Origin of the sequence: Psychrobacter sp. Ps7 (assembly GCF_022129225.1) — a bacterium.
In the GTDB taxonomy this organism is placed as follows: Bacteria; Pseudomonadota; Gammaproteobacteria; order Pseudomonadales; family Moraxellaceae; genus Psychrobacter; species Psychrobacter immobilis_A.
Genome location: NZ_JADQAH010000028.1, coordinates 22620 through 42385, shown reverse-complemented (window position 1 = coordinate 42385; position 19766 = coordinate 22620). Strand labels below are relative to the sequence as shown.

Here is a 19766-nt window from a genome sequence, read left to right as displayed (position 1 = left end):
GGCTTAACTTCTGGCTTAACTTCTGGCTTAACTTCTGGCTTAATTTCTGGCTTAATTTCTGGCTTAATTTCTGGTTTGTTAGTGGGCGGGATTGTGACTGCTGGCTTCACCTCTGAATTGAATTCATCACTATCATTACCACATGCAGCAAGCATAGTAGATAACATTAGAATACTGATTACTTTTGTTGAACGTGTGGATATCATTTTCATAACACTCCTCTAATTAGAACAAGAGAGGAATATAACACTTATGTTTATGTTATGTTTGCTATTTGTTATACCGCTAATTTTATATTTGAATCTCATGTTCCAGATATATTTAGAAATGAGTTCAATTAAATCATTTAAATGGAAGGCATGATAGTTTTTAGGTTTAAAGTGTCAGGTGCATTCTAGAAAAATACAGTCATCGCAATAAAATATATAACAAAAATAGTTCTGAATACGTTTTCTTAATTTATGCTAACTTATTAATTATTCAATCATATAAAAAGCATAAAAGGTTATTACTAATGTCAACGCCTCAAACTTCCACGGCGCAGCCTACTATTTTAGAGTCATCATGGTTTACTCGACCAACCTGTGTGGTCGCTGCTGACTTAATAGGTAAAGTGCTATGTAGAAAGCTGTCAGATACGGATGGCACGACTAAAATATTGCGTATGCGCATCTCAGAAACTGAAGCTTACATCGGTGCGGGCGATCCCGCTTGTCACTCACATGCTGGCAGCCGAACGCCGCGCACTGAAATCATGTATGAGCAAGGTGGCGTTTTTTATGTGTATTTGACTTATGGTGTCCATCATATGCTCAATTTAATCAGTGGTGCTATCGACTCCCCTGAGTCAGTGCTGATACGCGCAGGGTTTTTAGCAGAAGATAGTGACCGTCTGCGAGATGAGCAATTATTGAGCTTAGATCAACAACTGATTCATTCCAAGCAGTTCGCTGGTCCCGGTAAGCTGACCAAGCGATTACAAATCGACCGTGACTTGTATGGCAAATCTATTCATCCAGCATCAGCCGTTTGGATAGAAGAAGACGGTTGCAAGCCGCCAGTATCGCTGCGTCCACGGATTGGCATTGATTATGCGGGCGAGGCAAAAGAGTGGTTATTGCGCTACATTTGGACAGCCCATCCTTCGTTATCCAAAAAATAGCAAGATTGATAGTTGATGGCTGTTTTTCTAAATAGACTTGAAGGAAGTAATACATGTATAAATTGACGGTTTTTATTCCAGATACAGCATTAGAGCAGGTAAAGTCCGCTTTATTTTCGGCAGGCGCTGGGACGATTGGCAATTATGAACAGTGCTGTTGGCAAGTGCAGGGGACAGGGCAATTTAGGCCACTGGCAGGCAGTAATCCGAATATTGGAGCACATGATCGACTGGAAACCGTTGAGGAATGGCGGGTAGAAATGGTAGTGGCTGATGCTGATATTAAACAAGTCGTCGAGGCGTTAAAGCAGGCGCATCCTTATGAAACACCTGCCTATGATGTGATTGAAGTATTAGACTTTTAGGGTTAGCTATCAGTCCTCTTTGATCTTAATCACGTTATAACTCGGATAGCCAAGCTCGATTTTGTAATCTTCACTGCCGTGTTTGGCTTTTACTTTTATTTTACTGTCACCTTTTTTGTATTTGACGTCTTTGACTCGATAACCCATATTGCTGGCTTTATTCGCAGCCCTTTGCTCGATAGCAGGTTGATAAAGCTCTTTATCAATGGAGTTGATGGTCTTCTTGTGCTTTTTGTAGACCTTACTGTCTTTATAAATATCTTCATAAAGGTCGCCGTAAGCATCATAACCAGGTGCGGTGACACAGCCAGTCGTTATCGTCAGCAACACTGCAGTCATACTGGCGCTAGTAGTGGTTTTTAATAAAGTATGGTGGTTCATCAAATCCTCTTATGATGTCAAAAATATTTTTGCTTCTTTTATAAAAAAGGGTCAAATAAACCAAGGGCTGGCTTATTTGACCAAAGGCATCAAGTAATAAACGATGCCAAAACTTTATTTAATAGCTTTATTTCACTACTCTCATCTTTAGCGCACTTAGATATAGTCGGTTCAATATAATTTAGATTCAAGGAAGGCAGGCGAAAGTACTATAAATAGTAGACTAAGCGAGCCTGATACCGTATCTGATTTATATAGGATTGACTATAACTATCAATTGAATGGAGGACATGCCCTAGTCTTTTTCAATCTTAATCACATTTAAGTTTGGGTAACCAAGTCGTATTTCATATTCTTGCGAGCCGCGCTTGGCTTCAATCTCGAACACGCCGCGTCCGTTCTTTTCTTCCAGCTCAATGTCGTTGACCCGATAGCCCATGCCTTGTATTTTATTGATTGCACGTTGCTTAATTGCTGGATAACGCGAGTCTCTTTTAATGCTATCTTCGATATCATCATTTTTATAGTGCTTATTATTCTTATGCTTGCCATTATTTTTATATTTGTCTTTGTTGTAATGGTCTTTGTCATATCTATCGTCTTGCCAAACATTAGACCAAGCTTTTTTATTTGAGCTAATAAGTTTTAGATCAGGATACGTGTATTTTAGCTCGTATGCTTGGTTGTTCTTTTTGGCATAAGCGGTCATTATGCGATTGCCACGGTAGTTATCGGATTTTATATCCATAACCTGATAGCCTTTACGTCGCAGATCAGCGCGTAGCTTTTGACTAATACGGTTATAGTCAGCGTTACCATAATCATCATTACCACCATATACTGGATAATTATCATATCCTGGACCGACGACGGTACACCCAACTATAGTGCCCAATAATGCAACCGCAAGACCAGTAGATATAACGGTCTTAAATGAGAAAGGCTTTAGAGTTTTCATGATCCAATATCCTATAATATTTTTAAATTACCCGTCGCATCATTGCTGGTGATAGCCGAGCACGTACGCACTCTATAAATTTTTCATATAATCGTATTCATAACTTACTGGCAAATTAATTATTACAATCGTCATTACCATTATGCGCTTTGAAATATTTTCTTACATTATCTATCATAATGGACGAAACTTGATGATTAGTGTCTTTTGCGTTAATAAGTTGTAATCAGAGCAACGAATATGAATCATGTAAGCATATGCTTACACGTAATGACGCTTACGCCACTTAACATCAGGTTAGGAATTAGGCATTATAGTCACACGGCATTAGGGAATGTGACTCAAGGATTGAGTTAACCGCATTAAGGATAATGATTCACTTATTACCATCAGGATGATAATGATAAGTGGAGTAAGGACACATACCCTTTGCTGCTATCAGTAGTTAATGCTGGTAGTTGTAGTAAAAAGGGCAGGATGCCCAGTATCACAATGTGCTGAATATTATGCAAGGATGCATGGGAAACAGTGGTGATAGGTAACATGGATGGTTAACAATAAAACCGCATAACAGTTAATTGCTATGCGGTTTTATCGTGTCTGGACTTTGAGTTATATCTCTTATAATTATGTGATATAAATCAAGTTGGTGATAAGTCCAGCATAAAAAAACCGCATTAGAAACTAATACGGTTTTCGTTTAAATAGTCTGCTTATAAAATTTTTATCTTAATACTTCTTACAAGCATGATTAACTACTAGTATTTATGTTCAGTACGCCATGCATCTACTTCACGTTCAGCATCATCTTTGCTGTGACCATAACGTTCTTGAACTTTTCCCACCAATTTATCACGGCTACCTTCAACGTGTAATAAATCATCATCAGTAAGATCAGCCCATTTTTGCTTTACTGAGCCTTTTATTTGGTTCCATTCACCTTTTAGAGTATGTTCGTTCATTTTTATGTTCCTTCTTTTATTATAAAATTGGTTATTGAGACAATTATTCCATCTGTCTTTAATCGACATTTTACTCAGCTGCTATCAGTACTTATTAATCAGCTAACTGGTGATATCTAATATAAGTGCTCACCATCGCCATGTCTGTATATGCAATGTTGAGAGTGTTGCTCCATTATGGAAATCTGCACAGCTATGTTATGCATCGTCCATTTGTGTAATGAATGAAGTGTTTTATCAGTGACATACGTAAAGAGAATCAACAAGTCTGGCGATGATTTATAAAAAATGACGTCGTAACACGCTGTAAATATAGGAATAAAAAAAGTAGCTGTCATCATAAATGTGGCGGCTGTTTTTTTTATGATTACTTTAGGACGGGTTAAAACGAATTATTAAGAATAAGTAAGGTTAAACATTTAGTGATAGACTTCTTGTTTAAATGACTATAGCCTTATAGTTGAAATAACAATTGTTTTGTAGATTAAGTTGGGGCAGATTGATAGTGAATGTACTTAACAGCGTAAGTGCTAAAAAACCGGAAACAAAACGCGAGCTGGCAAAGGCGAAAACGCGTCATACGTTACTCAAAAGTGCCTTGCAGCTGTATAGCGTAGAGGGCGCTCTTGGTATGAGCATGAATAAAATCGCGAAAGGCGCAGGTATTGCTCAGCCAAGTTTTTATAATCATTTTGATAGTTTAGATGCGTTGCAGCAGGTGTTAAGCGAGCAACTTAAAGGCAATTATTTATCTCCGATGCGCATGGCGTGGGTAGATATGCTTAAAGACTATCCAACGCTGTCTAAAGAGGATTTCAATGAGCGTTGTCAGGAATGCCTAACATTGATTTTTGATGCCGCCTTTCAAAACATCACTTTATTTCAACGTTTGCTCGAAGACAGTCTGCGCTTTGATTCAAACATAGAACGTAACGGGTTGGGAAGTCTAATCATAGAGATAAGAGACGAGTGGACTAAGATATTTATAGAGGGATTGCAGTCAGCCGAGTGCTCTTTTGACGAATCTGACGTTCATCTCTGTGTCGATATCGCTGCCGCCCAAGTACATGAATTGATATTGGGCTGTCATCAACAGCGTTATTCACGGCAGCAAGCCATTGAGATATTGTGCAAAAACTTTGATGGCGTTTTTAGCCATTTTTTCACCAAAGATAGACACAGAGTATATGGCTAGTTATTTAGCTTATTAATTTTTAGTAATGCTTAGCTTTAACTAATGCTCAATAGTTTTAAGATGAGCAAATTTAGTAACCATATTAAACTTATAAAACGGAATTTATATAGTGAAAGCGATATAGTCGATTCAATTTAAGAGTAGTACAAGGCAACCGAGTGTAGCTGTCTATTTAATACTTCAAACGAGGGTAACGCAGTAATACTTTTATAGTGGAATGACTATAGTAAAAAATAACAGGGAGCGCGACCATGGCTATTGAAAAGAGTCACACGGATGAACAAACACATTTTAGAACCTGCAATTTGTGTGAAGCAATATGCGGAATTGTCATCAAGCACGATGGAAAAAAAGTATTATCGATTAAAGGCGATAAAGACGATCCATTTTCTAAAGGGTATATTTGTCCAAAAGCGACTGCTTTGCAAGACTTGCATGAAGACAGTGATCGCCTGCGTCATCCCGTTGAGAGAACCGCTAACGGTTGGAAAGAGATTAGTTGGGCTGAGGCGTTAGATAAGGTGGCAGCTGGTATTCAGTCGGTACAGAAAAAACATGGTCAAAACGCTTTCGGGATTTATTTAGGCAATCCTAATGTCCATAATTTGGGCGGCATGTTAACCATTAAGCATCTATTAACCAGTATTAAGACGCGCAGTCGCTTTTCTGCGACTTCCATCGACCAGTTGCCGCATCACATTGTTAGCATGCATCTGTTCGGGCATATGCTGCGCATCCCTGTGCCTGACGTCAATCGTACCCAATATATGCTCATCATTGGTGGCAATCCGCTGGCGTCTAATGGCAGTATTATGACCGCACCAAATATGCGTCAAAAACTAAAAGATATCAAAGCGCGTGATGGTAAAGTGGTAGTCATTGATCCAAGACGCACCGAAACGGCAGATATTGCTAGCGAGCATCATTTTATCCGCCCAGCGACAGATGTCTTACTCTTGCTTGCCATGCTCAATGAAATCTATTTACAAGGTTATGCAGGCAAGGCACGTGCTAACAATAATAGAGCGGCAGCGCTCGCGCCAGAGATTGAGCGCATTGCAGACTTTGCCAAAGACTATAGCGCCGAGTCCGTTGCTGAGATTACTGGCATTGCGGCAAGCGAGATTAAACGACTCGTCAAAGAGTTTTGCGAAGCAGAAAGCTCGGTCTGCTACGGTCGCATGGGTGTATCGGTGCAAGAGTTTGGCTTATTAAGCCAATATCTAATTATGCTGATTAATATTGTCACAGGTCGCTTGGATGAAGTGGGTGGTCTAATGTTCCCTAATCCTGCGGTTGATGTGGTCAATAACTCTGGCCCAGGTTATTTAGGTAAGCGTCATAGCCGCGTGAGTAACTTGCCTGATTTTAACGGTGATTATCCAGTGGTGGCAATGGCGGATGAGATGCTGGTAGAAGGGGCAGGACAGTTAAAAGGATTTATGACTGTCGCGGGCAATCCTGTACTCAGCACGCCCAATGGTGAAAAGTTAGATACGGCTTTTGCCAACTTAGACTTTATGGTCGCTATTGACTACTTTGTCACAGAAACCAGCCGTCATGCGCATATTATTTTGCCGCCGGTATCGCCACTAGAGCGCGATCATTATGACGTCACCTTTAACAATTTTGCTGTCCATAACGTCGCCAAATATTCAAAGGCATTGTTTGCTAAGCAAAGAAGCGCCAAACATGACTGGCAAATCTACTTAGAGCTGGCGAAACGCTTGGATAAAAAAGCCGTACTTGCAACCAAAGTCGAACGCCTGTTAATGAAATTTTTGGGTCCGAAATTTGTGCTTAATCAAGGTCTAAAACGTGGGCCTTATAAGGGTCTCAATCTAAAGCAATTGAAGAAAAGTCCGCATGGTATTGATTTGGGATCGCTCAAAACCATGCTGCCACAAGCGTTAAAACATAAAGATAAGCAGATTCATCTCAATGTTGATTTTTATCAAGCAGATTTAGAGCGGGTACAGGAGATGATGCAAGACTATGACAGCAAGCAGATTCTATTGATTGGTCGTCGTCATGTACGCAGCAATAATTCGTGGCTACATAACAGCTATCGCTTGGTAAAAGGTAAGCCGCGCTGTACGCTCATGCTGCATCCTGAAACAGCAAAAGAGTATAGTATCGAAGACGGTCAAAACGTAAAAGTGACTTCGCGCGTTGGTAGTGTAATGATAGTTGCAGAAGTCACGGATGAGCTAATGCCAAGAGTGGTAAGTATTCCTCATGGTTGGGGTCATGGTCGTAAAGGCGTGCAGCAAAAGATTGCGCAAGCGCATGCCGGTGTTAGTGTTAATGATTTGACCGACGATACCTTAATCGATCAGCTAAGTGGTAATGCGGCAGTCAATGGCGTACCGGTACAATTGCAAGCAATCGCGCCAGAAGCGACTGATTTGGAGACGGCTGATTCTGACGTTGATTTCGATATGGAATCAGGGAGCGCTGCATAAAATAGTTCTAGAATAAAAGTCTTCCATATAAAGAAAAAAGGCGCTGACTTATATTGGTAGCGCCTTTTTTACGTTTCTTATTTTTACGATCTTAAGCCAACAAAATCAAAATCGACTGGCGGTGTCTCACCTTGTATTAATAAGCTGATCGCCTGCGCCGAACCGCAAGCATGGGTCCAACCAAGCGTACCATGACCAGTGTTGAGCCATAAGTTATCAAAACTAGCATCCATATTATGACTACCATGACGGACTTGACCCCTGTGCGCGCGCCCAATTAACGGCACATTAGAAGGGGTCATCGGACGTAGCCCTGTCCAATATTGCACAGAATTGGCAATGATACCTTTGGGAAACAACTGCTGCACACGGCGGGTAATGGCAGCACAGCGCGTGCTATTTAAATCCAAATTGTAGCCGTTAAATTCTGCCGTTCCAGCGACGCGTAACTTGTCACCAAGGCGTGATGTCACCAGCTTAAACTCATCATCAATGAGACTGACAAAGGGTGCTAGATGCGGGGCGCGGGGGTTGATTTGATAAGTAGCTGAGTAGCCTTTGGCTGGAAATATCGGCGCATGTATTCCCAAAGGTCTTAGTAATGACACACTATAGCTACCGAGGGCTAGTACATGGCTGTCTGCACTAAAGGTTTGCGCGTTTTCGCCCTTGGGTTGAATGGTAATACTATGGATATGCGGGCGAGCAGAATGGGCGTCTGCGTTTAACGCCAGAATCTCGGTATCGTATAAAAACTTCACGCCAGACTTTATGCAGCGCTCGGCTAAGCGCTGGGTAAATAAATGGGCATTACCCGATTCATCACGGCTGGTATAAGTCGCACCTTTTAGCTTATGAGCAATAGGGTAAAGCGCAGGCTCTAAGTTAACGGCATTATTGATATCGATGACATGACGCTCACAGCCTAACTCTTGCATGCGCTCCGTTGGCGCAATGGCGGCATCAAATTCCGCTTGATTGGTATAAAAATGCATAATACCACGCGTTTGCTGCTCGTAATCAATACCAATATCAGCACGCAGCTGTTGTAGTGCATCTCGTGAATACAAGCCTAAACGTACCATTTGTACCAGATTTGCATCGGCTCTATCTGCGCGGCATTCTTGCAAAAACTGCATCGCCCATTTGAGCTGTGCCTTATCAGCACGCAAGCGATACAACAGCGGTGCATCCTCACGAAACAGCCATTTAAGGGCTTTCATTGGAGCCGCTGGATTCGCCCAAGGGGTTGCGTGCGAGACAGATATCTGCCCACCATTAGCAAAGGAGGTTTGCATGCCTGCTGCTGGCTCACGCTCAATGACAGTCACATCGTAGCCTGCTTGGCGAAGATACCATGCGCTGGTCACGCCCACCACACCCGCTCCGAGTACCGCAATATGGGTCATAGATTACTCTGCTGCTTTTTTAGTAAAAATGTTTTGAAGAGTACTGCTTATTACGCGTCATTCATCATGTCACACTATTTTTGACGCGCAACATCGGCTTGCAGCGCTGGCGGTAAGTCTAATATCGTAAGCTCACTCTCGGCTAAATGCTCTGGACGGGCAACGACCAATGCTTTAAAACCATTACCATTAATAGTGCCATCGGCAATCACATTAACCACATGGATTTTTTCTAGCTTGTCACCGGCTGCTGGCACGTCACCTGCGCCGCTGACATAATGTAAAAACGCTTTTGGCGCTGCCTTAAAATAAATACGGGCAATCACTTCTTGACCAAGATAGCAGCCTTTATCATAGTCCATACCACCGCGCTGATGCAGACGCAGCTCTTGTGGCTGAAACAGACCTTGCGTGGCAGCAACTATCCAATAGTTGCCAATGGCAAGACTCGCTTGCATCCACGCTTGGGTATCGGTTGGCGTATTGTGGTCTTCCTGATGACTAAAAGTTGGCACGTCATCAAGCACGCAAGGATAAATGGGCGCGGGCGTACTGGTGTCAAACTTTGAAAAGGCACCGAACTTTTTTAAATGGGCTTGAAAAGCCTCAGCGCAATCGGCACTGATAACCACATCATAATGCTTTTCGGCTTGTTTTTTTATCCAAAGACCAAAATCAATGCGACCTTTTAAATTGCTAAGCGCCGTTGCTTGATAACTGAGTCCGAGCTTGGTGACATCAGAGGTTAGCTGACCCTGCAAGAATTTTTCTGCATCTTCACCTTGAATCGTTAGTTGAAAAAATTGTGGCAATGTTGATGAGAGGGTCGATACGTTTGATTGAGTCATTATTATTATCCTATTCATAAGTCGCTATCGTTATCAATAGCCATAGCCTCAGATATTGTGGTGAATACTGAGTTGTTAAAGTAATTACTAAAGTAAATATTGAGGTTTTACCCTCTAAAAGTACATGGTCATCAAACCAAACTTAGTTAAAGCAGAGTACCACAAAACACTGTGTGATAAAAAACGTCCGCTGTAAGACATGAGCGAATCTATCAATTAGTCACAGCACCGCATTTACAAGCGAAGCGATTGGTTAAAGCTGGCGAGTTACGGTACAATGTTAGCTCTAGAATACACCCAATTTATCACGGCTGACGAGGAAATTATGAGCTTACCCAATTGCCCAAAATGCGATGCTGAATATACGTACGAAGATGGTGCGTTACTGGTATGTCCCATGTGTGCTCATGAATGGACTGCGGCTGAAACCGATGCGGCACAAGCTGAAGAGCAAGACGCGGTCATTCGTGATGCGGTCGGTAATGAGCTGCAAGATGGCGATACCGTCACCGTGATTAAAGACTTAAAAGTCAAAGGTTCATCGACCGTTATTAAAGTCGGTACCAAAGCAAAAGGTATTCGCCTGCTGCCCGATGCCTCTGATGGTCATAATATTGATTGTAAACTTGATGGTTTTGGCCCGATGAAGCTTAAATCTTCTGTGGTCAAAAAAGCATAATTTATTAAATGTGCTTTAAAAATCTGCTAAGTATTAACAACAAGCAGCAAAGTTATTTTTAATAAAATAAGACAGAACCAATATTAAAGAAATAATAAGTAGAGAATAATGATGAGCACTAAAAACGAACAGCTATTTGCGCAAGCCCGCAAACATATTCCTGGCGGCGTAAACTCGCCCGTCCGTGCCTTTGCTGGTGTCGGTGGCACGCCTATTTTTATGCACCGTGCTAACGGTAGCAAAATTTATGACACCGAAGACAATGCGTATATCGATTATGTCGGCTCTTGGGGTCCAATGATTTTGGGTCATGCGCACCCTAAAGTGATTGATGCCGTTAAAAAAGCGGCTGATGATGGTTTAAGCTTTGGTACGCCTACACCGTTTGAAACAACCGTTGCAGATAAGATTTGCGAAATTGTCCCAAGCGTTGAGATGATTCGCATGACTAGCTCCGGTACAGAAGCGACCATGAGTGCAATTCGTTTGGCTCGTGGCTATACCCAACGTGACAAAATCGTTAAATTTGAAGGCTGCTATCATGGTCATTCAGATAGCTTGTTAGTAAAAGCAGGTTCGGGCATGCTTGATATTGGCGAGCCAACATCAAAAGGCGTGCCAGCAGATTTTGCTAAGCACACCATTACCATTCCTTATAATGACCCACAAGCGATCAAAGATTGCTTTGAGAAATGGGGCGAAGAAGTCGCTTGCGTGATCTTAGAGCCGATCGCCGGCAACATGAATATGGTCATTCCAACCCAAGAATTCCATGATACGTTGCGTGCAGAGTGTACTGCCAACGGTTCAGTGCTTATTTTTGATGAAGTCATGACCGGCTTTCGCGTTGGACTTGGCGGTGCACAAGCACATTTCGGCATTGATCCTGATTTGACGTGCTTTGGTAAAATCATCGGTGCAGGTCTGCCAGTTGGTGCTTTCGGTGGTAAAAAAGAAGTGATGTCTTGCATTGCGCCACTCGGCGGCGTCTACCAAGCTGGCACATTGTCAGGTAATCCACTGGCAATGCGTGCGGGTATCGCGATGTTTGAAGACTTAACCGTAGATGGGTTTTATGCTGAGTTAGCAGCGAAAGTTGATCGTCTAGTAGACGGTTTTCAAGCGGCAGCTGACAAACACGGCATCAACATGCGTACCAATAAATTGGGCGGTATGTTTGGCATGTTCTTTGTTAAAGACAATGAAACTGACACGCCAAAGAACTTCGATGACGTGACAGAGTGCGATATGACGGTGTTTAATACGTTTTTCCATGGCATGCTCGATCGCGGTATTTATTTGGCACCGTCTGCTTATGAAGCAGGCTTTATGTCAATCAAACACAGCAATGAAGATATTGATGCGTCGATTAAAGCCGCTGACGAGATTTTTGCAGAAATGGCAAAAGCGTAACTGTTTATTCAAGACCTTATTTATTCAGAGCCTTGTTTATTTAAGACCTGTTCAAAATGTATGTACTTACAAGAACCAGTATGAGAAATCATGCTGGTTTTTTTGTGCCCAATATTTATCCTTTTGTGATTTTTACTATAAGAGATAAAGATTTTCTGACGATGACTGCATAAATTAAAAAATAAAACTAAGACAGTTCCTTCTTTGGGTGATTGCAAAATAAACAATAAATTATGGTATTCTGAGATGAATCAAGACAACTGAGCAAGGATGCCAACTGATGACTACAAGCACTAATGATATGCCCAGCAGTAATACGCCACCGCTATGGCAAGCCTCGTATGAGAAATATGGAATAAGAAATAATTTAGATGTATTAGAGAACAAGCACAACCTGCTAGATTTGTTGCAACCCAAGATAGATCAGCATAGTGATTCTGTAGCTTTTAGTATGGGGTCTGCCGTCCTTACCTTTGCACAATTGGATATTGCCAGCCGCCGCTTTGCTGCTTTTTTAGAAGCACAAGGCATCAGTAAAGGCGACCGTGTTGCTGTGCAATTACCCAATATATTGCAGTATGCCGTGGTGTTACTTGGTTGTCTGCGAGCAGGCGCGGTATTGGTGAATGTCAATCCGATGTATACCCATTATGAATTGGCGCATCAGCTGACGGATGCTCAAGCTAGCGTGCTGATTGTCCTCGATGGTATGACCTCTGCTTACGATCAGTTAGATGATGCAGTCAAAGCGCAACTGTCATTGGTTGTACATTGTTCCGTCAATCCGAATGCTGCACCTGCTGACAACGATATTGCCTTGCTTACCCAACTTGAGCCGTCGACCGATACTACTCGTCAATTCAATCAAACCACAGCCGATAATGCTGCAAAAAATATCTCAGAGCAGAGTGTAAGCTTTGCCCATATTATGAGTGCATACCACGCTGAGCAATATCAGCCTGTTACTATCGAGCGTGAAGATTTAGCTTTATTGCAATATACGGGTGGCACGACCGGCAAGCCAAAAGGCGCGATGCTCACGCATTACAATGTCATGGCCAATGTCTGTCAGTGTTATGCGATGTTTGGCCATGCGATTGAAGCGGGTCGTAGCGAGCAGATCAAAATACTCAATCCGTTGCCGCTCTATCATATCTTCTCATTTACCGTTTGCGGCTTACTAGGCATTTATGGCGGCTGGGAAGACATACTGGTCACCAATCCGCGTGATATCGATGGACTAGTCAATACCATCGAGCAGCATCGTCCGCATGTCATTCCTTCGGTTAATACCTTATTTATTGGTATGCTGCATCATCCAAAGTTTGCCAACCTTGATTTTAGTCGCTTGGCACTATCTATAGGTGGCGGCACCGCAATCATCAAAGCCGTATCTGATCAGTGGCAACAAGTCACTGGTATGATTATCAATGAAGGTTACGGCATGTCCGAAACTGCACCAGTTATCTCTTTTAATCCACCTGGTATAGATCATTTCAACGGTAGCGTTGGTCTACCACTTGCGATGATGGATATTAAAATCATTGATGAACAAGGTGCAACTTGTGCAATAGGTACACGGGGCGAGGTTTGTATTAAAGGCCCGCAGGTCATGTGTGGTTACTGGCAACGAGACAATGCAGATACTTTTACAAAGGATGGCTACTTTAAATCAGGTGATATTGGTGTGCTAGATGAACATGGATTTTTGACGCTGGTGGATCGCAAAAAAGACATGATACTGGTTTCAGGATTTAACGTCTATCCAAACGAAGTGGAAGCGGCATTGACAGAGCATCCGAAAGTACTTGAAGTCGCGGTGGTTGGTATTGCAGATGAGCACAGCGGCGAGGTACCCAAAGCGTTTGTGGTTAAAAAGGAGTTGAGCCTAACGGTAGAAGAGTTACAAAGCTTCGCAAGCGAACGTTTAACAGGTTATAAACGCCCGCAGTCATACGAGTTTATCGATGAATTGCCCAAAACGGCGGTAGGAAAAATATTACGTAAGTCTTTACGTTAGTTGGGCTAGTGGCGAGTTATTATCGTCCGATTTTATCAAATTTACGGTCTTGTAAGCTGAGTCTACCGCGTAGGACATCACTGTACATACGAAAGTCGCTAGCAAAGCTTTTTAGCGGGAATTTGAACGAGGCAGGTTTGTTTTTTTCAAAGAAAAAATGACCGACCCAAGCGCAAGCATATCCAGCAGCGATGCCTTTAAGTAATGGTTTTGGCGAAGCGGTTTTGACCGACTTTGCGAGTCCCAATAAGCCAAAGCTACTACCAGCGAAATGTAAGCGGCGGCAAGCCATGTTTTGATGTTCAGCTAAATAGAAGTCATAAAATTTCTGCTTTGTTGGACTGACGGTTGTCATCATGCTTTTTTTAGCATTGCTGACCGCTTGAGCATCGGCGTTTTTGGTAGTGTTTTGTGTGGTCGTTTGATTCATTTGTTTAGCTTCCTTGCTAATCGTTTATTGAGTATAGATATTAGGGCGAGTCATTAGGGGGCTTTCTTTTTTGCTAAAACGGCTAGGCGGTCATTAAGTGACTGTTATTTATTATAATATTGGTCGTTTTTAATGTAGCAAAACGCTATCCTTAACACAAGCAATGGATGTTTATGGCGCATTTGTTATTTTGTGAATGATGTGCTTGCTGCTTAATTAGCATTTGGGTCACTTGCCAGTGTTTGGCATAAATGCTTTAATGGCGAAAATTACGTCAAATACGTGAGCCGCTTTGCGTAAATGGCACTATTTGGTGCAGCTACGATGTTTATATGACTCAATCGTCTAATTTTTAGCCCATATCCTCTCCCTTTTATCCAACACGGTAACGATTCCTCTTATGCCTATTGACTACCTTACAAATCCGCCGCTTGCTGATGATGAAATGATGGCAGCCATTGATATCGGTTCCAATAGTTTTCATCTGGCCATTGCGCGTCTTGACCATGGTGAGGTGCGAAAAGTCGTTTCTATGTCTGAAAAAGTCCAGCTCGCCGCAGGCTTGGACGAAAATAATATCTTAAGTGCGGCAGCTGCACAGCGAGGTCTCGACTGTTTGAGCCGATTTGTGGCGCGTTTGGATTCGGTACCACCCGAACGCATTCGCGTGGTTGCGACCAACGCTTTACGCCAAGCTAAAAATGCCAATGACTTTATTGCCCGTGCCAATAAAATATTGCCGAAACCCATTGAGATTATCGCGGGACGAGAAGAGGCGCGCTTGATTTATTTGGGCGTCTCACACACCAATGCCAGTAGTGACAAGCGTTTGGTCATCGATATTGGTGGTGGTTCGACAGAGTTTATCATTGGTCAAGAGTTCGATCCGCTATTGACCGAGAGTTTGCAGATGGGCTGTGTCGCCTTTACCCAGAAGTACTTTGCCGATGGTCAAATCACGAAAGAAGCCTTTAATAATGCGATATCAGCCGCTCGCAAAGAAGTGTTAGCGATTCAGGGTCGTTATCAAAAATTGGGCTGGAGTAGTGTGGTTGGCTCGAGTGGGACGATTAAAGCGGTACGTAATGTGCTGGTCTCTAAGGGCTGGGCTGATGAGCAAGAGCGCATCACTTATAAAGGTGTCAAAAAGTTAGAGAAGCTGTTGCTTAAAATTGGCAACGTCGATGACATCGATTTAGAAGGCGTTAAGGAACATCGCAAAGCCGTCTTCCCAGCAGGCGTTGCGGTACTGCGTGCAGTCATGAAAGTGCTGGGTGTAGATACCATTACTTACTCAGATGGTGCACTACGTGAAGGTGTGATGTACGACATGCTTGGACGCTTTGCTAGCGAAGATGTTCGTGACCGCAGTGTGCTGGCGCTGATCAAGCGTTATTCAGGGGATAAAAAACAAGCCAAACAAGTGGTAAAAACCAGTCGCCATTTATTTGAGCAAGTGAAGGATAAGCTCGCCCTTACCAATGATGATTGTGATTTACTCAGACGTGCGGCTTTTTTGCATGAGATAGGATTGGCCATCAGTCATAGTAGTTATCATAAGCATAGCGCGTATTTGCTTGAGTATTCTGATATTCCAGGATTCTCGCAAGTCGATCAAAAGCGCATGGCACAGCTGATGCTCAATCATCGTCGTAAGCTCAAGGCTGATATGTTAGAGCAGACCTGTACTATCGGTGGTAATCAGCTCGTTTATCTTTGTCTGCTGCTACGTTTGGCTGTACTGGCGCATCACAGCCGCAGCGATTATGAATTACCAGAATTACAGTTACAAGCCATGGATGATCATTGCTGGCAAATCACCGTTGCCAATAACAGTGAGCATTATGCTTTCTTATTGCCCGATTTGCATACTGAGATTGAGCAGTTTGCCAAATGGGGCGTGACGCTGAGCGTGGTTGAGGGCTAGGCAGCGCTGCTTTGCACTGACAATCAACATGATGCCGTTACTATTGTAATGAGTATGCTATAGATTAACGTAACAAAAGCGGCTTTGTCAGTAATGTCATGCCATTTAAGATGTGCTACTATAGCTTCTATTGAGTTTACAACTGTACTTTCATTATCTAAAAATCGATAACGATATTATTCTTAAACATAAATACATTAAGTATAATTATTAAAGGGAAGCGTCTATGAGCACTGTCTGGGATAGTGTGCAGCTTGCACGGCACGCCAAGCGTCCATTATTTATGGACTATGTTAATCAGCTGTTTACCGAATTCGATGAGCTGCACGGTGACCGTGCTTTTGCCGATGACAAAGCCATTCTTGGTGGTCTGGCGCGTTTTGATGGTCAGCCTGTGATGGTGATTGGTCAACATCGCGGTCGCAGCACCCGTGAGCGTATTGCTCATAACTTTGGCATGGCCAATCCTGAAGGCTACCGCAAAGTGATTCGTTTGGTCAAAATGGCTGAGCGTTTTAATATCCCTGTGATGACCTTTGTCGATACCCAAGGCGCTTATCCGGGTATTGGTGCTGAAGAGCGCGGACAAGCGCAAGCCATTGCCGAAAGTATCGCCGTTTTCTCTAGCCTAAAAGTGCCTATTATCGTGACTATCATCGGTGAAGGCGGCTCAGGTGGGGCGTTGGCAATTGGTGTTGGTGACAAAGTCAATATGCTACAAAATAGTATTTATTCGGTTATCTCTCCGGAAGGTTGTGCTTCTATCCTGTGGAAAACAGCTGAAAAAGCACAAGACGCTAGTGAAGCCTTGAAATTAAATGCGATTAATTTATATCAAATGGGGCTGATTGATGCCGTCATTGAAGAAGGTGAAGGCGCACATATCAAGCCGCAACCAGTCATGATCGCCTTGAAAGCACTTATTGCTGAGCAGTTAGATGAGATTACAGATTTAGACGCACACGCGCGTTGTGAGCTGCGTTATGAGAAGCTGAAAACCTTTAACTCAGAAGTGATGTTGCCTGCTTAATGGTCGCTATCACACCTCTGTTACTAAGCCTCTATGCATGGACACAAAGCTTTTCATATTAGAGACTGAGTCTTAATGCTAAAATAAAAACGTGTCATTTTATGGCGCGTTTTTTTGTGGCTGTTAATATAGGCAGTAACTGATGTCGTAGCTGACGTATAAGCAGATTCATTTATATGTCAATTCATGTATGCATGCTAAATAAATAAGGCTGATTATGACCAGCAGTGCAATCCTTTCGCATCCTATGAAGCCAATCGCAGACTTGCCTGTCGATGCCGATCTGGCACAAGCATTATTGAGCAGTATGGCTGAATATGGTGAACAGTTGCACGGTCGACGACTTTGGCTGGCGTGTAGTGGTGGTCGTGATTCATTAGCATTGGCTGCGCTGTGTGTGCAGCTCTATCGCCAAGGTAAGTTGCCATTTTTGCCGCAATTGCTGCATGTGAATCATGGTTTGCAAGCGGATAGTGACACTTGGGCGACACATGTTGCTAACTGGGCAGCAGTGCAGCAGATACCGTGTCGGATTTTACGTGCGCAAGTGAATGGTCATGATGAGCAAGCCGCAAGGCAGGCTCGTTATGATGTCATGCGAGCGCAACTCAATCAAGATGATGTATTGCTCTTAGCGCATCATGCCGATGACCAAGCAGAGACGGTGCTGATGCGGCTGATACAAGGCGCTGGGGTGAATGGTTTGTCGGGTATGCAGCCGTGGCGTATCCAAACGCAGGGCGCACAACGTATGGCATTATGGCGACCTTGGCTGACGGTCAAACGCGCCAACATCAGCAATTATGCTCAGCGCCTAAAGCTCCCTTATATCGATGACCCAACCAATGATGCTGGCGAGAATGTACGTAGTGGGCTACGCCTTGACATCATGCCCGTATTGGCAACCTATAATTCCAATGTCATTGACAATATCGCCCGTAGCGCACAGCTATTGCGTGATGCCCAATTAATAATCAATGCACAAGCGGCAGAAGATTTACAGCAGATAGAGGTAGCATCATTACAGCTATCGTCTGCCCAGCGTGTGCTAAATATAGACAAGCTACAAGCATTACCCATTTATCGTCAGCGCCAACTATTGCATCATTGGCTCGGTCAATATGAACCGTTACCGCCTGCTAAGCAGCTGGTAGATGATGTATTTATGCTAAGCCAACGTGAAGATCCTGATCACCAAACGGCGCTTTTTTGGCAAGCTCGCAAGCAGTCCTATACGATTTGCCGCTACCGTCAGCAGCTTTATCGTTTAAGCAGTGAGTGGCGCAAGTGGTTAGCATTGCCGCTTACCAAACAGATTCAACCCTTATCTAATCTTGTGGTAGCTGATGCGTATTCAGCGGCTGCTCAGCCTGTATCAGTTATCTTACGTAGTGATGATAAATTTACTTGGCAAGTGCAAATGATGCCAAATGCCTTGGCAGAGCTATTAGACAGCGATCAGGATGATGAGAAGTTTGAGATTACCTTCGCACCATTAGGTCGTCAGCAGCGTGTGCAAACTGCATTGGCATCACGTCCACAAGCGGGCAAGAAACTATATCAAACGCTTGGCGTGCCTGTATGGTTGCGCGAGAATTTGGTGGTGGTCAGTGCCGTATCCGTACAGCAGGATAAAGAGTGGCCATTATTGCTGGTTTCACCTTTTGAGCGCTGGATACTACTAGGGACGAGTAGATCGCTAACAGACACGACAGACAATATTGGCATTTTAGACAGTGCTATTAGAAGCAATGTTATTACAAACCATGTTATTAGAAACAGTCTAAGCATCAATAACGCTTTTTAATATTTGTAACCTAAACCTTCTAGGAGGTCAGGTTATCTAGGGCTAGGTCATCAAGTCATCAGGTCATCAAGTTTTCTGACCATTTTGGTATCTATTATTTGCGTGCTTTTGTAGCATTCTTCACTCTTTTCGCCATTAGCTACAAAGCCAAATTTTTGATAGAAATCAATAGCAGCCACATTATTTTCTAATACCCATAAATAAAAATGGCCATGGATATGAGATTCTAAGAGAGCTTGTAATGATGCTGTCATTAATTGAGTACCTATACCCAATCCTTGGTAGTCGGGCAAAACATACAACGTGGTAATTTCATAATTTTTATTATTAACGAAGTACCCAATAAACCCCAAATTATGATGATGAGCATCATATGCTATCCAGACAATAACATCAGGATGCGCCATTAACTTTTGCCACATTTTTGTCTTATTACATAAGTTGTTTTTATCATTGATATAGGACACTGGTAGCAAATCTAAATAGGCGGCATGCCAACTTTTGAAATGAATGTTAGCAATATCTACATAATCCTCAGGGTTGGCTTTACGAATGAAAAACATAGTACTCTCCGTCACTGATTTTATATAATGCCCTTGTTAATTTAACCGTTTGGTTGTGCAATAGTCCATGGCAATTCAGTGGTTCAACGGAGCTTACAACCGGGTTAGATGCCGTCAATTTATCAAACGATGCCAGTAGCAGTATGGTAAAC

17 protein-coding genes and 1 pseudogene are annotated in these 19766 nt (G+C 42.8%); 10 read left to right on the top strand and 8 right to left on the bottom strand.

Translation table 11 applies throughout. The annotated features are described in order from the left end of the window. Positions 1–212: pseudogene (locus I3257_RS10035) on the bottom strand (hypothetical protein); the annotation flags it as partial. A gap of 302 nt (positions 213–514) precedes the next feature. Here I3257_RS10035 and I3257_RS10030 point away from each other — a divergent pair. Both I3257_RS10030 and I3257_RS10025 read left to right on the top strand, forming a co-directional pair. Next, the gene (locus tag I3257_RS10030) at positions 515–1162 is read left to right on the top strand and encodes a DNA-3-methyladenine glycosylase (protein ID WP_238049661.1); all 648 of its coding nucleotides are present in this window, start codon (positions 515–517) and stop codon (positions 1160–1162) included. Between the two features lie 53 nt (positions 1163–1215). Beyond that, complete coding sequence (locus I3257_RS10025; protein ID WP_201552464.1) at positions 1216–1527, top strand: YqfO family protein; 312 nt, start codon at positions 1216–1218, stop codon at positions 1525–1527. A 9-nt stretch (positions 1528–1536) separates the two neighbouring features. Here the strand turns inward: I3257_RS10025 and I3257_RS10020 are convergent, their stop codons facing one another. The 3 genes from I3257_RS10020 to I3257_RS10010 all read right to left on the bottom strand — a co-directional run bounded on the left by I3257_RS10020 (position 1537) and on the right by I3257_RS10010 (position 3828). Further along, positions 1537–1908, bottom strand: coding sequence for a hypothetical protein (locus I3257_RS10020; RefSeq protein ID WP_238049660.1), 372 nt, complete (start codon positions 1906–1908; stop codon positions 1537–1539). 295 nt (positions 1909–2203) lie between these two features. Then, the gene (locus I3257_RS10015; protein ID WP_238049659.1) at positions 2204–2866 is read right to left on the bottom strand and encodes a hypothetical protein; all 663 of its coding nucleotides are present in this window, start codon (positions 2864–2866) and stop codon (positions 2204–2206) included. Positions 2867–3624: 758 nt separating this feature from the next. Beyond that, positions 3625–3828, bottom strand: a complete 204-nt coding sequence (locus I3257_RS10010; protein ID WP_045443240.1) for a CsbD family protein — start codon at positions 3826–3828, stop codon at positions 3625–3627. Positions 3829–4333: 505 nt separating this feature from the next. Between I3257_RS10010 and I3257_RS10005 the strand changes: the two genes are divergently transcribed. Together I3257_RS10005 and I3257_RS10000 are read left to right on the top strand one after the other, a co-directional pair. Then, positions 4334–5023, top strand: a complete 690-nt coding sequence (locus tag I3257_RS10005; protein WP_201580759.1) for a TetR/AcrR family transcriptional regulator — start codon at positions 4334–4336, stop codon at positions 5021–5023. A gap of 251 nt (positions 5024–5274) precedes the next feature. Beyond that, positions 5275–7488 carry a molybdopterin oxidoreductase family protein gene (locus I3257_RS10000; RefSeq protein WP_238049658.1) on the top strand — a complete coding sequence of 738 codons (2214 nt, stop codon included), beginning with the start codon at positions 5275–5277 and terminating at the stop codon, positions 7486–7488. A gap of 83 nt (positions 7489–7571) precedes the next feature. Here I3257_RS10000 and I3257_RS09995 read toward each other — a convergent pair whose 3' ends face one another. Next, positions 7572–8897 carry a D-amino acid dehydrogenase gene (locus I3257_RS09995; protein ID WP_238049657.1) on the bottom strand — a complete coding sequence of 442 codons (1326 nt, stop codon included), beginning with the start codon at positions 8895–8897 and terminating at the stop codon, positions 7572–7574. A 74-nt stretch (positions 8898–8971) separates the two neighbouring features. Further along, the gene (locus tag I3257_RS09990) at positions 8972–9745 is read right to left on the bottom strand and encodes a folate-binding Fe/S cluster repair protein (RefSeq protein ID WP_238049656.1); all 774 of its coding nucleotides are present in this window, start codon (positions 9743–9745) and stop codon (positions 8972–8974) included. Positions 9746–10070: 325 nt separating this feature from the next. Between I3257_RS09990 and I3257_RS09985 the strand changes: the two genes are divergently transcribed. From I3257_RS09985 to I3257_RS09975, 3 genes are all read left to right on the top strand, one after another. Then, positions 10071–10424: a zinc ribbon domain-containing protein YjdM gene (locus tag I3257_RS09985; RefSeq protein ID WP_238049655.1), complete on the top strand. Its 354-nt coding sequence runs from the start codon at positions 10071–10073 to the stop codon at positions 10422–10424. Between the two features lie 111 nt (positions 10425–10535). Further along, positions 10536–11837 carry a glutamate-1-semialdehyde 2,1-aminomutase gene (gene hemL / locus I3257_RS09980; protein ID WP_045443249.1) on the top strand — a complete coding sequence of 434 codons (1302 nt, stop codon included), beginning with the start codon at positions 10536–10538 and terminating at the stop codon, positions 11835–11837. 280 nt (positions 11838–12117) lie between these two features. Further along, positions 12118–13857 carry an AMP-binding protein gene (locus I3257_RS09975; protein ID WP_238049654.1) on the top strand — a complete coding sequence of 580 codons (1740 nt, stop codon included), beginning with the start codon at positions 12118–12120 and terminating at the stop codon, positions 13855–13857. 19 nt (positions 13858–13876) lie between these two features. Here the strand turns inward: I3257_RS09975 and I3257_RS09970 are convergent, their stop codons facing one another. Then, positions 13877–14215 carry a DUF962 domain-containing protein gene (locus I3257_RS09970; RefSeq protein WP_238049662.1) on the bottom strand — a complete coding sequence of 113 codons (339 nt, stop codon included), beginning with the start codon at positions 14213–14215 and terminating at the stop codon, positions 13877–13879. 472 nt (positions 14216–14687) lie between these two features. Here I3257_RS09970 and ppx point away from each other — a divergent pair, with 472 nt between their 5' ends. From ppx to tilS, 3 genes are all read left to right on the top strand, one after another. Then, positions 14688–16214, top strand: a complete 1527-nt coding sequence (gene ppx / locus I3257_RS09965; protein ID WP_238049653.1) for an exopolyphosphatase — start codon at positions 14688–14690, stop codon at positions 16212–16214. A gap of 226 nt (positions 16215–16440) precedes the next feature. Next, a complete protein-coding gene (locus tag I3257_RS09960) occupies positions 16441–17244 on the top strand; it encodes an acetyl-CoA carboxylase carboxyltransferase subunit alpha (protein ID WP_238049652.1) in 804 nt (267 codons plus the stop codon). A 217-nt stretch (positions 17245–17461) separates the two neighbouring features. Then, entirely contained in the window at positions 17462–19051 is a 1590-nt protein-coding gene (tilS, locus tag I3257_RS09955; RefSeq protein ID WP_238049651.1) for a tRNA lysidine(34) synthetase TilS, read from the top strand. Positions 19052–19101: 50 nt separating this feature from the next. Here tilS and I3257_RS09950 read toward each other — a convergent pair whose 3' ends face one another. After that, positions 19102–19614 (bottom strand): GNAT family N-acetyltransferase, encoded by a 513-nt coding sequence (locus I3257_RS09950; RefSeq protein ID WP_238049650.1) that lies wholly within the window; start codon positions 19612–19614, stop codon positions 19102–19104. Between the last annotated feature and the right edge of the window lie 152 nt (positions 19615–19766).

Bases quoted from the DNA above. Each gene is read 5' to 3' on its own strand.
- I3257_RS10030 (WP_238049661.1), top strand. From the start codon at position 515: ATGTCAACGCCTCAAACTTCCACGGCGCAGCCTACTATTTTAGAGTCA.
- I3257_RS10025 (WP_201552464.1), top strand. From the start codon at position 1,216: ATGTATAAATTGACGGTTTTTATTCCAGATACAGCATTAGAGCAGGTA.
- I3257_RS10020 (WP_238049660.1), bottom strand. From the start codon at position 1,908: ATGAACCACCATACTTTATTAAAAACCACTACTAGCGCCAGTATGACT.
- I3257_RS10015 (WP_238049659.1), bottom strand. From the start codon at position 2,866: ATGAAAACTCTAAAGCCTTTCTCATTTAAGACCGTTATATCTACTGGT.
- I3257_RS10010 (WP_045443240.1), bottom strand. From the start codon at position 3,828: ATGAACGAACATACTCTAAAAGGTGAATGGAACCAAATAAAAGGCTCA.
- I3257_RS10000 (WP_238049658.1), top strand. From the start codon at position 5,275: ATGGCTATTGAAAAGAGTCACACGGATGAACAAACACATTTTAGAACC.
- I3257_RS09995 (WP_238049657.1), bottom strand. From the start codon at position 8,897: ATGACCCATATTGCGGTACTCGGAGCGGGTGTGGTGGGCGTGACCAGC.
- I3257_RS09990 (WP_238049656.1), bottom strand. From the start codon at position 9,745: ATGACTCAATCAAACGTATCGACCCTCTCATCAACATTGCCACAATTT.
- I3257_RS09985 (WP_238049655.1), top strand. From the start codon at position 10,071: ATGAGCTTACCCAATTGCCCAAAATGCGATGCTGAATATACGTACGAA.
- hemL (WP_045443249.1), top strand. From the start codon at position 10,536: ATGAGCACTAAAAACGAACAGCTATTTGCGCAAGCCCGCAAACATATT.
- I3257_RS09975 (WP_238049654.1), top strand. From the start codon at position 12,118: ATGACTACAAGCACTAATGATATGCCCAGCAGTAATACGCCACCGCTA.
- I3257_RS09970 (WP_238049662.1), bottom strand. From the start codon at position 14,215: ATGATGACAACCGTCAGTCCAACAAAGCAGAAATTTTATGACTTCTAT.
- ppx (WP_238049653.1), top strand. From the start codon at position 14,688: ATGCCTATTGACTACCTTACAAATCCGCCGCTTGCTGATGATGAAATG.
- I3257_RS09960 (WP_238049652.1), top strand. From the start codon at position 16,441: ATGAGCACTGTCTGGGATAGTGTGCAGCTTGCACGGCACGCCAAGCGT.
- tilS (WP_238049651.1), top strand. From the start codon at position 17,462: ATGACCAGCAGTGCAATCCTTTCGCATCCTATGAAGCCAATCGCAGAC.
- I3257_RS09950 (WP_238049650.1), bottom strand. From the start codon at position 19,614: ATGTTTTTCATTCGTAAAGCCAACCCTGAGGATTATGTAGATATTGCT.